This is a genomic window from Pseudomonas sp. BIGb0558 (genome assembly GCF_024807515.1).
Lineage (GTDB): Bacteria > Pseudomonadota > Gammaproteobacteria > Pseudomonadales > Pseudomonadaceae > Aquipseudomonas > Aquipseudomonas yamanorum_A.
Genome location: NZ_JANUEW010000072.1, coordinates 1 through 10,915, shown reverse-complemented (window position 1 = coordinate 10,915; position 10,915 = coordinate 1). Strand labels below are relative to the sequence as shown.

Annotated in this window: 9 protein-coding genes; 4 read left to right on the top strand and 5 right to left on the bottom strand. The window is 59.9% G+C overall.

Translation table 11 applies throughout. The features are described 5' to 3' along the window. Window positions 1–166 precede the first annotated feature (166 nt). Entirely contained in the window at window positions 167–1,129 is a 963-nt protein-coding gene (locus M2400_RS32935) for a zinc-binding dehydrogenase (RefSeq protein ID WP_259201369.1), read from the bottom strand. A gap of 138 nt (window positions 1,130–1,267) precedes the next feature. On the opposite strand from M2400_RS32935, the gene M2400_RS32930 reads away from it, so the two are divergent. Together M2400_RS32930 and M2400_RS32925 are read left to right on the top strand one after the other, a co-directional pair. Next, window positions 1,268–3,349 carry a carboxy terminal-processing peptidase gene (locus tag M2400_RS32930; RefSeq protein WP_177047419.1) on the top strand — a complete coding sequence of 694 codons (2,082 nt, stop codon included), beginning with the start codon at window positions 1,268–1,270 and terminating at the stop codon, window positions 3,347–3,349. Window positions 3,350–3,461: 112 nt separating this feature from the next. Continuing rightward, entirely contained in the window at window positions 3,462–5,234 is a 1,773-nt protein-coding gene (locus tag M2400_RS32925) for a bifunctional diguanylate cyclase/phosphodiesterase (RefSeq protein WP_177047417.1), read from the top strand. A gap of 9 nt (window positions 5,235–5,243) precedes the next feature. Here the strand turns inward: M2400_RS32925 and M2400_RS32920 are convergent, their stop codons facing one another. The 4 genes from M2400_RS32920 to M2400_RS32905 form a co-directional block, all read right to left on the bottom strand. After that, the gene (locus M2400_RS32920) at window positions 5,244–5,615 is read right to left on the bottom strand and encodes a hypothetical protein (RefSeq protein ID WP_010166435.1); all 372 of its coding nucleotides are present in this window, start codon (window positions 5,613–5,615) and stop codon (window positions 5,244–5,246) included. Next, a complete protein-coding gene (locus M2400_RS32915) occupies window positions 5,612–5,950 on the bottom strand; it encodes a helix-turn-helix transcriptional regulator (protein WP_169385880.1) in 339 nt (112 codons plus the stop codon). Before M2400_RS32915 ends, M2400_RS32920 begins: the two co-directional genes overlap by 4 nt. A gap of 97 nt (window positions 5,951–6,047) precedes the next feature. Beyond that, window positions 6,048–6,503: a YkvA family protein gene (locus M2400_RS32910; protein WP_169385881.1), complete on the bottom strand. Its 456-nt coding sequence runs from the start codon at window positions 6,501–6,503 to the stop codon at window positions 6,048–6,050. Between the two features lie 321 nt (window positions 6,504–6,824). After that, complete coding sequence (locus tag M2400_RS32905) at window positions 6,825–7,556, bottom strand: FKBP-type peptidyl-prolyl cis-trans isomerase (RefSeq protein WP_177047414.1); 732 nt, start codon at window positions 7,554–7,556, stop codon at window positions 6,825–6,827. Between the two features lie 246 nt (window positions 7,557–7,802). On the opposite strand from M2400_RS32905, the gene M2400_RS32900 reads away from it, so the two are divergent. Together M2400_RS32900 and M2400_RS32895 are read left to right on the top strand one after the other, a co-directional pair. Further along, entirely contained in the window at window positions 7,803–9,614 is a 1,812-nt protein-coding gene (locus M2400_RS32900) for a di-heme-cytochrome C peroxidase (protein WP_177079402.1), read from the top strand. 30 nt (window positions 9,615–9,644) lie between these two features. Next, entirely contained in the window at window positions 9,645–10,775 is a 1,131-nt protein-coding gene (locus M2400_RS32895; protein WP_259201367.1) for a catalase family protein, read from the top strand. Window positions 10,776–10,915: the final 140 nt, after the last annotated feature.

The window sequence follows — 10,915 nt, the reverse complement described above, 5'->3', positions numbered from 1 at the left end:
CACCGAGCCTTAGCGAGGTGCCGAGTGGTGGGGCAAGAGCGTTTTGCTTACTTTTGCGCTTTTCAAAAGTGAGCCGCTGTAAGAGCGGAACCAATATCAAAATTCACCCAAAAAACGGCTATGCCCCCCGCCCCAGCTCAGCCCCAACACATAGACGCAGCTGAGATCAGACCAGGCTTTCGTCGATCACCAACACCAGCTTCCCGGAAATCTGATTGGTCGCCAGTTCCGCAAACGCGGCATCGGCATCCTTGATCGGAAAGGTCCTGGCCAGTTGCGGGCTCAAGCGGCCTTCGGCAAACAGCGGCCATACGTGCTGGCTCAAGTCACTGAACAGGTCCGCCTTGAACTGGTCATCCCGGCTGCGCAGGGTCGAACCCAACACTTGCACACGCTTGGCCAACACCTGCGCCAGGTCGAGCTGTGCCTCACGGCCGCCCATCAAGCCAATCAACACCCAACGGCCATCACGGGCCGCCAGCTTGAGATTCAGCGCAGCATAATTGCCGCCCACCGGATCGAGGATCACATCGAACGGGCCAAAATCACTCAGGCCCTCGATACCGTCGGTACGTACCACACCGCCCTGGGCCCCCAGCGCTTCACAGTAAGCCAGGCGATCCGCCGAGCCGACGCTGACCCAGCATGGGCTGCCAAACGCCTTGCACAGCTGGATCGCCGCCGAGCCCACGCCACTGGCGCCGGCATGCAGCAACACCTTCTCGCCGGGCTTGAGGCCGGCCAACTGGAACAGGTTCAGCCATGCGGTGCTGTACACCTCAGGCAATCCGGCGGCTTCGGCCAGGGACACGCCTTCCGGCACCGGCAACACGTGACGGGCATCCACCACCACTTCTTCGGCCATCCCGCCGCCAGCCAGCAAGGCGCAAACCCGATCACCTACCTGCCACGACGAACCGGCGCCGACTTCGCTGATCACCCCGGAACACTCCAGGCCAAGCACCTGGCTGGCACCGGGAGGCGGCGGATAGAGCCCCGAACGCTGTAATAAATCGGCCCGATTCAGGCCCGCAGCCGCCACACGAATGCGTACTTGGCCTACATCGCATGTAGGACTCGGCTCTTCTTGCCACTCCACATGACCTTCAACGCCTTGCAATGCTTTCACAGTGCCTCCATAGTGAGTCTGGACTGAGCCCGTTGCTGTAGCGCCGGGCTTTTTGCATTATGCGACCGGCCCATATGGAACCGGCGACTTCAAAGACGGCCTAATATGCGTTATCAATTGCCCCCGCGTCGAATCAGCATGAAGCATTTGTTCCCCAGCACCGCCCTCGCTCTTTTTATTGGTATCGGCCTTTTGCCGCTATCGAGCAATACGTTCGCAGCCAACAGCTGGGACAACCTTCAGCCTGATCGCGATGAGGTGATTGCGAGCCTTAACGTCGTTGAGTTGCTCAAGCGCCATCATTACAGCAAGCCGCCGCTGGACGACGCTCGCTCGGTGATCATTTACGACAGCTACCTCAAGCTGTTGGATCCCTCGCGCAGCTATTTCCTGGCCAGCGACATCACCGAATTCGACAAGTGGAAGACGCAGTTTGACGACTTCCTCAAGAGCGGCGACCTGCAGCCCGGCTTCACCATCTACAAGCGCTACCTGGACCGCGTCAAGGCGCGTCTGGACTTCGCCATTGGTGAGCTGAACAAGGGCGTCGACAAGTTCGATTTCACCAAGAAAGAGACCTTGCTGGTGGACCGCAAGGACGCTCCTTGGCTGACCACCGAAGCCGAACTGGACGACCTGTGGCGCAAGCGCGTGAAGGATGAAGTCCTGCGCCTGAAGATCGCCGGCAAAGAGCCGAAGGCCATTCAGGAGCTGTTGACCAAGCGCTACAAGAATCAGCTGGCACGTCTGGACCAGACCCGTGCCGAAGATATCTTCCAGGCCTACATCAACACCTTCGCGATGTCCTACGACCCGCACACTAATTATCTGTCGCCAGATAACGCAGAAAATTTCGATATCAACATGAGTCTGTCGCTGGAAGGCATCGGTGCCGTCCTGCAAAGCGATAACGACCAGGTGAAAATCGTGCGTCTGGTGCCGGCAGGCCCGGCCGACAAGACCAAGCAGGTCGCTCCGGCCGACAAGATCATCGGTGTGGCCCAGGCCGACAAAGAGATGGTCGACGTGGTCGGCTGGCGCCTGGACGAAGTGGTCAAGCTGATCCGCGGGCCGAAAGGCAGCGTGGTGCGCCTGGAAGTGATTCCGCACACCAACGCACCGAACGACCAGACCAGCAAGATCGTGTCCATCACCCGTGAAGCGGTGAAGCTCGAAGACCAGGCCGTCCAGAAGCAGATCCTCAACCTCAAGCAGGATGGCAAGGACTACAAGCTGGGCGTGATTGTGATCCCGGCGTTCTACCTGGACTTCAAGGCGTTCCGCGCTGGCGATCCGGACTACAAGAGCACCACTCGCGACGTCAAGAAAATCCTGACCGAACTGCAGAAGGAAAAAGTCGACGGCGTGGTCATCGACCTGCGCAACAACGGCGGCGGTTCCCTGCAGGAAGCCACCGAGCTGACCAGTCTGTTTATCGACAAGGGTCCGACCGTGCTGGTGCGTAACGCTGACGGCCGTGTAGACGTGCTGGAAGACGAGAACCCGGGTGCCTTCTACAAAGGGCCAATGGCGTTGCTGGTCAACCGCCTCTCCGCATCCGCTTCGGAGATTTTTGCCGGCGCGATGCAGGACTACCACCGTGCGCTGATCATCGGCGGCCAGACCTTCGGCAAAGGCACCGTGCAGACCATCCAGCCGCTGAACCATGGCGAGCTGAAACTGACCCTGGCCAAGTTCTACCGGGTTTCCGGGCAGAGCACCCAGCATCAGGGCGTACTGCCGGATATCGATTTCCCGTCGATCATCGACACTAAGGAAATCGGCGAGAGCGCCCTGCCTGAGGCCATGCCGTGGGACACCATCCGTCCTGCGATCAAGCCGGCGGTAGACCCGTTCAAGCCCTACGTGGCCCAGCTGAAAACGGATCACGAAACCCGCTCCGCCAAGGATGCCGAGTTCATCTTCATCCGCGACAAACTGGCCCTGGCCAAGAAGTTGATGGAAGAGAAAACCGTCAGCCTGAACGAAGCCGACCGTCGTGCGCAGCACACCGACATCGAGAATCAGCAACTGGTACTGGAGAACGCCCGTCGCAAGGCCAAAGGCGAAGCTCCACTCAAGGAACTGAAGAAAGAAGACGAAGACGCGATCGCTGCCGAGCCTGATAAAACCAAGCCGGAAGATGATGCCTACCTGAGCGAGACCGGGCGCATCCTGCTGGACTACTTGAAAATCAGCAAGACGGTAGCGAAGCAGTAAATGATGGCAATTTAATGTGAACGCTCCTCGGAGTGTCATCAAATAGACATCATTCTGTCGTGAAATGAAGGACCTGCCAAAGCAGGTCCTTTTTTTTCGACTCGAGAAAATCATGACCATGACCGAACAGCTGAATGCATTGGGCTCAATCCTGGCTCAAGGCAGTTTGCACAGCCTGTTCCAGCCGATCATTTCTCTGTCTGAACGACGCGTCGTCGGTTACGAGGCCCTGAGTCGCGGCCCGTCCAACAGCCCGTTGCACTCCCCTATCGCGCTGTTCTCGGTGGCCCGTCACGCCGGGCGACTCAGCGAGCTGGAGATGCTTTGCCGGGAAAGTGCCTGCCGGCGTTTCAGCGACCAGAAACTGCCGGGCAAGCTGTTTCTCAACGTCTCGCCTGATTCCCTGCTGGAAACCGCGCACCAGCCGGGCCGCACGTTGCAACTGCTCAGCGACTTCGGCATTCCGCCCAGCCAGGTGGTGATCGAACTGACCGAGCAAACCCCGACCGACGATTTTCAACTGCTGCAAACCGCGCTGCATCACTACCGCGCCATGGGTTTTTCAATTGCCCTGGATGACCTCGGCGCGGGTTATTCCAGCCTGCGCTTGTGGTCGGAGTTGCGTCCGGACTACGTAAAGATCGACCGGCACTTTATCGACGGCATCCACCAGGACGCCCTCAAGCGCGAGTTTGTCGGCTCGATCCTGCAAATCGCCAAGGCTTCCCGGGCACAGGTCATCGCCGAAGGCATCGAGTTGCCTGAAGAGTTGGCGGTACTCACGGAAATGGGTGTCGACCTGGTGCAGGGCTACCTGCTCTGCCGCCCCCAGGAAAACCCGCCGCAGGAGGCGCGGTTGATGCTGCCCAAACCCGACAGCGCCAACGTCGCACTGAACGACGAAGGCAGCGACCTCAGCGCCCTGCTCAACGAACATCCGGCCGTGGGCCAGCACACCGCCACGGCGCAGGTGCTGGAGGCCTTCCGCCGCCAGGCCAATCTCAATTCCCTGGCAGTGCTGGATGAGCGCGGCCACCCGATCGGCATCGTGCACCGGCACTCATTGTCGGACGCGCTGCTCAAGCCGTTCGCCACCGACCTGTTCGCCCGCAAGCCCATCAGCCGCTTGATGAGTGACGACTTCCTCGCGGTGGAGCTGAGCCAGTCCCTGCAGCAAGTCAGCCGCCTGCTTACCAGCCGCGCGCGCCAGCGGATCGAGGAAGATTTCATCATCACCCTCAACGGCGACTACCTGGGACTGGGCCGGGTGATCGATGTGCTCAAGCTGATTACCGAGCTGAAAATCCAGCAGGCGCGTTACGCCAACCCGCTGACCTTATTGCCGGGCAACGTACCGATCCAGCAGTGCCTGACGCGGCTGTTGCAGCAACAGCGAGAGTCGGTGATCTGCTACGTGGATATCGACAGTTTCAAGCCGTTCAACGATATCTACGGCTATGGCCGCGGCGATGAAGTGCTGCTGTGCCTGGCGCAATGCCTGAACGACCGGGTAGACCCCAGCCGCGATTTTGTCGGGCATATCGGCGGTGATGACTTTTTGCTGGTGCTGGGCCCGCAGGATTGGCGCAAGCGGCTCAACCAGTTGCTGGACGACTTCCACACCCAGTGCCGGCGCTTCTATCGCAGCGAGCACCTGGACGCGGGGTGTTTTGTCGCGCTGAACCGCCAGGGCGTGCGCCAGGAGTTTGCGTTGCTGTCGCTGTCCATCGGCGTGGTGCATTTATATCCACAGGCCTGTGGACAACTCGATGCCAGCCAGTTGGCGGAACTGGCCTCCCAAGCCAAGCACCACGCGAAGAACGTGGCGGGCTACAGCATTCATGTGATCGACAGCTTGCAGCTGGAAGAGCCGGAATCCCTGTAACACCAAGCGCTAGGCTTCGGCAGACTCGGGATAATCGTACTCAAACACCCGCACCACTTCCGAGGCGTGCCACGACGCCGCAGCCACGCCATCGGACGGCCCGCAGAAGCGCCCAAGGCGCTCCACACATTCAAAAAAACCGGTACGGGGCAAGCGGCTTGCACCCTGGCTGATCACCAGGGAACTGCGCAGTGGCTGGTCAGCCTTGGCATCCAGCGCGGCCAGGTGTTCCAGCGCCGCCGTCAGGGTTTGCATGGCCGGCGTGGGAAATTGCAGGCGCTCCAGCAACGCGCGGTAGGTCAGGAGGTGGCGCTGTCGGCGCGCCTGGTCCAGTTCGTTGATTAATCCATCCCAATGTTGACGGCTGATACGTACGCTCACGTTTCGTCCCTCCAACCTGCAACGCCCAATTCCCAAGCCAGGCTGCGGCGGATGGCAGCGTCCGGCTGGCGTTCACCACTTTCGATCAAGCCCAGGTAAGAAGGGCTGATGCCCACTGTGCGAGCCAACGTCTCGATGGCCAGGCCTTTGGCCTCGCGCAGGCTTCGCAGTTGCTCCAGGGGGCGCAGATCCGGTTCGGCAGCGGTTTGACTGATGGTCGAAGCAGGAGGTGTTGGCTGTTGCTGACCGGCGGCTTTTAACAGCGCCTGATACTGAGCCCATGGCAGAACCGCATATTCGGGTTCGCCATCCTTTGTAATTATCTGAATATCCATGACTGCCCCGTAGGATCACAACACTTACTTCGTAAGTACTTTCCTTAGGAGTGTAATCCTAACAGCCACAAAGAGCGCAGGGGGATATTCGCAAGGTTCAGTTTTTTTGTGGATTTTCCTGCGCAAGCAGTTGGGGGGTCGCAGGAAGGCGCTCAACCACCGCGAGCTTTTCGGGTCGCTGACGCTCACGCCAGGCGCGAAAAGCGCTCAGCTCGCCGTCCAGGGTCTTCATGACCCACGCCAGCACGGCAATGTCGTCCAGCATGCCGAACACCGGGATAAAGTCCGGGATCGCGTCAATCGGGCTCAGGAAGTACATCAGCCCCGCCACCACCGAAATCAGTGCCTTGGGGCTGATGGCCCGGTACTCGCCGCGCCAGTAGGCCAGGCACAAGGCCTGCAGCAGCTTGAGGTCGTCCTTGAGCTTGCCCAGCCGGTTGCCCTGGCTCGAACCTTTGGCGGCCACCGCGAACAACAGCGTGGGCAAGCGCCCGCGGCCCAGCAGGCGAGCGGCCATGGGCAGGAAGCGGGTGAAATTAAACGGGGCTTTCATCGTCACTCCAGTTCCAGGCGACAGAAAAGGTTATCCACACAAATTGTGGATAACCTTGTGAACAGAGCCTATTTTCCAGGCTGAAAGCCACGTAATACAAGGCCTGCAGTCAGATCGGGCGTTTTTTGCGCACATAAAAAAAACCCAAGAATTCATTGACTTGGCGTTGATCTGCGTCTAGCCACACTCGAGTCTTTTATCAGACTGCTCTAGACCGCGTGGGTTCGGTTGAATGTGGCCTGGATTCAACTGGAAAAGTTATACACAGGCCAGAAACAACAACGCCCCGTCGAGACGGGGCGTTGTGTGTTCAGGCGCTGGTTACTTCTTGGCAGCCGGTGCGTCAGGCGCGTCAGCCTTGGACGGGTCCTTGATGGCCAGCAGTTCCAGGTCGAATACCAGTACGGAATTGGCTGGAATCGCCGGGCTCGGGCTCTGGGCACCGTAGGCCAGGTCGGACGGGATGTACAACTCGACCTTCTCGCCAACGTGCATCAGTTGCAGGCCTTCGACCCAACCTGGAATCACGCCGCTGACCGGCAGGTCAATCGGGCTGCCGCGATCCACAGAGCTGTCAAAGGTCGTGCCGTTGGTGAGCTTGCCGGTGTAGTGAACAGTCACTACGTCGGTAGGCTTCGGTTGGGCACCGTCCGCTTTCTTCACGATCTTGTATTGCAGACCGGAAGCGGTGGTGACAACGCCGTCTTTCTTGGCGTTCTCTTCGAGGAATTTCTTGCCGGCGGCTGCCGACTCTTCGCTCATCTTGGCCATGCGTTCTTCAGCACGCTTCTGCAGTGCGGCAAACGCTTCGACCAGCTCGTCGTCTTTCAGCTTCTGTTCTTTCTTGCCGACGGCATCTTCGATGCCTTGGGCTACCGCTTTGGAGTCCAGGTCATCCATGCCTTCTTGAGCAAGGCTTTTGCCCATGTTCAGGCCGATACCGTAGGAAGCTTTTTGCGCCGGGGTTTTCAGCTCTACGCTGGTTTGCGAATCACAACCCGCAAGTACCAGGCTAACCAGGGCCACCGCCGCCGCCAACCGATGCTGTTTCATGCTATTTCCTTGTTCGTGTGCCAAAAGGGCATTCGAGTAAAGTCGCGAGCTTATCAGGCGGCCACGACCAATGGCTACCGGCATGTGAGCAGGAAACTTCTGATAAGTTCACGTGTTTAAAAGCATTTTCATTCATTCTATGGCTCTGCAACGGAAGGCAGGACCGCTGGAACCACGCTCATGGCCACTTGCCGCACTGCTGGCCTGATGGCATAAGAACGACACAACTCGACAAGGATAGTTATCTTGCGCATTTTTTCCCGTGTTTTGCTGCTGATTTTCATACTGCTGGGCTTGATCCTGGCGGTGGTGCTCTATTTCGTGGTCAACCCGAAGCTGCCGGACTACGTGCCGGTGGAACAGGTGCACTACCAGGATCAATGGAGCGCCGCAGATCGCCAGACGTACTACTTCACGCCCCAGGGCACCCAGGTCAAGGGCCTGCGCTATGACTGGTTCACTGCCCTGGAACTGCCGTTCTCCGAGCAGCGTTTCGCCACGCCCGAATACCTGGCGCGCTTCGGTTTCCTGGTAGACCCCAAACAGGTACCCACTGCACAGAACCCCGGCAACCTGCCGGTGGGTTTCACCCGGCACAAAAACCCCGGCGGCAATGATGAGTTCCTCGACATCACCTGCGCCGCCTGCCACACCGGCCAGTTGAACTTCAAAGGCCAGGGCCTGCGTGTCGACGGCGGCCCGGCGCAACATGTATTGCCCTCCAGCGTACCGACCCTGCGCGGCGGCAGCTTCGGCCAGGCGCTCGTCGCCAGCCTCGCCTCGACCTACTACAACCCATGGAAATTCGAGCGCTTTGCCCGCACCGTCCTGGGCCACGACTACGACGACCGGAACGCCGCGCAACTGCGCCAGGACTTCAAGAAGTCCCTGAACACCTTCCTGAAAGTCGCCTGGAACGATACCCACCGTGGCCTCTACCCCACCGAAGAAGGCCCGGGCCGTACCGACGCCTTTGGCCGCATTGCCAACGCCAGCTTCGGCGACGCCATTTCCCCGGACAACTATCGTATCGCCAATGCACCGGTGGACTACCCGCAACTGTGGGACATCTGGACCTTCGACTGGGTGCAATGGAACGGCTCGGCCCAGCAACCCATGGCCCGCAATATCGGCGAAGCGCTGGGCGTCGGCGCCACGCTGGACTTCTTCGACAACGCCGGCCAGCCGCTCAAGGGCGACGCGCGTTATCCCTCCAGCGTGCGGGTGCGCGACCTGAGCACCCTCGAAGAAACCCTGCAACGCCTCAAGCCGCCAACCTGGCCGGAAGACCTGTTCGGCGCCATCGACAAACCATTGGCCGCCCAAGGCCGTGCACTCTTCGCAGAAAACTGCGCCGGCTGCCACGTGCCGACTGTGTCCCAGGTCGATGGCCGTCCGGTGCGACAACTGAAAATGCTCCCGGTGGAGGTGATCGGCACCGACCCTACTGCCGCCAGCAACATCGCCGACCACCGCTTCGACCTCAGCGCCCTGCAATGGGACCCGGCGGAGTTGGCCAAAATGAACGTCGAACTGCACCCCACGCCCACTGAACCGTTGGACCTGCGCAGCATTTCTTCAGCCAAGGGCCTGGCCTACATCACCGCCTTTGTCGAAGACCACGCCTACCGTGCCGCCGGCGTAACGCCTGCCGAACGCCCACAGCTGGACGGTTTCGGCCTGCCCATCGGCGTGCGCGAACTGCGCGCCTACAAGGCACGACCGCTGGCCGGGGTATGGGCGACACCGCCGTTCCTGCACAACGGCTCGGTGCCGACGATCTACCAATTGCTCTCGCCCCAGGACGAGCGCAGCCCGACCTTCTATAAAGGCACCTTCGAATACGACCCGCGTCACCTGGGCTATCAAACCGCGGCGTTCCCCAACGCCTTCCTGTTCGATACGCGCATCACCGGCAACCACAACAGCGGCCACGAATTCCGTGCCGGCCAGCGTGGCAACGGAGTGATTGGCCGAGGCTTGCTGCCCCAGGAACGCTGGGCGCTGCTGGAATATTTGAAAGTGCTGGGCGGCCCGCTGGAACAGCAACTGCCCTGACCCACCGACTTCGCAGAAAAGGATTTTTAAATGCTCGCTCGACTTTGGCTGCGCCTCGGCGCGTTTCTCGGCAAAACCCTGTTGTGGCTGGTGGGCCTGGGGCTGCTGGGCTGGTTGTTGTCCACCTTGTGGTTTGCCTGGCAGCACAGCGGCCCGGTGTCGCCGGATGAACAGATCCCGCCGGGGGAAGCCGCCATGACCCAAGGCATCATCCAGACCGCGGTGCGCATCGTCGACCAGCACCGTGAAGGCACACGCTACCTGCGCGATGCCCATGCCAAGGCCCATGGTTGCGTGAAGGCGCAGGTCAGCGTACTGCCGGACCTCGACCCGGCCCTGCGCCAGGGTGTATTTGCCGAGCCGGGCAAGACCTGGCAGGCGATGATGCGGCTGTCCAACGGCAATGCGTATCCGCAGTTCGACAGCATCCGTGATGCACGGGGCATGGCGATCAAATTGCTGGATGTACCGGGCAAGCAGTTGCTGGCGGATCAACAGGCGCGGGGTGAGCAGGATTTTGTGATGTTCAGCCATCCGAACTTTTTTGTCAGTGACGTGGCGGAGTATGCGCAGAACGTTTCGGCCCAGGCTGATGGCAAGAAGGTCATGGCGTTTTTCCCTTCGGTGGATCCGCGCAGTTGGCAGGTGCGGCATCTGTTTATTGCGCTGGCGACGTTGGCGCCGCCGCCGGTGAGTCCTACGCAGACGACTTACTTCTCGGTGTCGCCGTATAGGTTTGGGACGGCGAATGCAAAGTTTCGGGTGGCGCCGGATCCCCAGGGTTGTCCTGCGTATGTGCTGCCCAAGCAGAATCAGGATCTGCCGAACTTTTTGCGCAGTGCGTTGAATCAGCAACTATCGACTGACCGGGTGGCGGCGTGTTTTGTGTTGCAGATTCAGCGGCAGAATCCGCAGAAGTTCATGCCGATCGAGGACACCAGCATTGAGTGGAAGGAGAGCGATGCGCCGTTTGAGACGGTGGCCAAGGTGGTGATTCCGGCGCAGGATTTTGATACGCCGGCGTTGAATCTGGCTTGTGATAATCAGTCGTTTAACCCGTGGTTCGGGGTGGAGGCGCATCGGCCGATTGGGGGGATTAATCGGTTGCGTAAGGCGGTGTATGAGGCGGTCAGCGATTATCGGCATAGTCGGAATTTGTAGTGGCGTGGGGTGGGGGGCATATCCGTTATTTGGGTGATGGCTTCGATTGGTTCCGCTCTTACAGCGGCTCACTTTTGAAAAGCGCAAAAGTAAGCAAAACGCTCTTGCCCCACCACTCGGCACCTCGCTCAGGCTCGGTG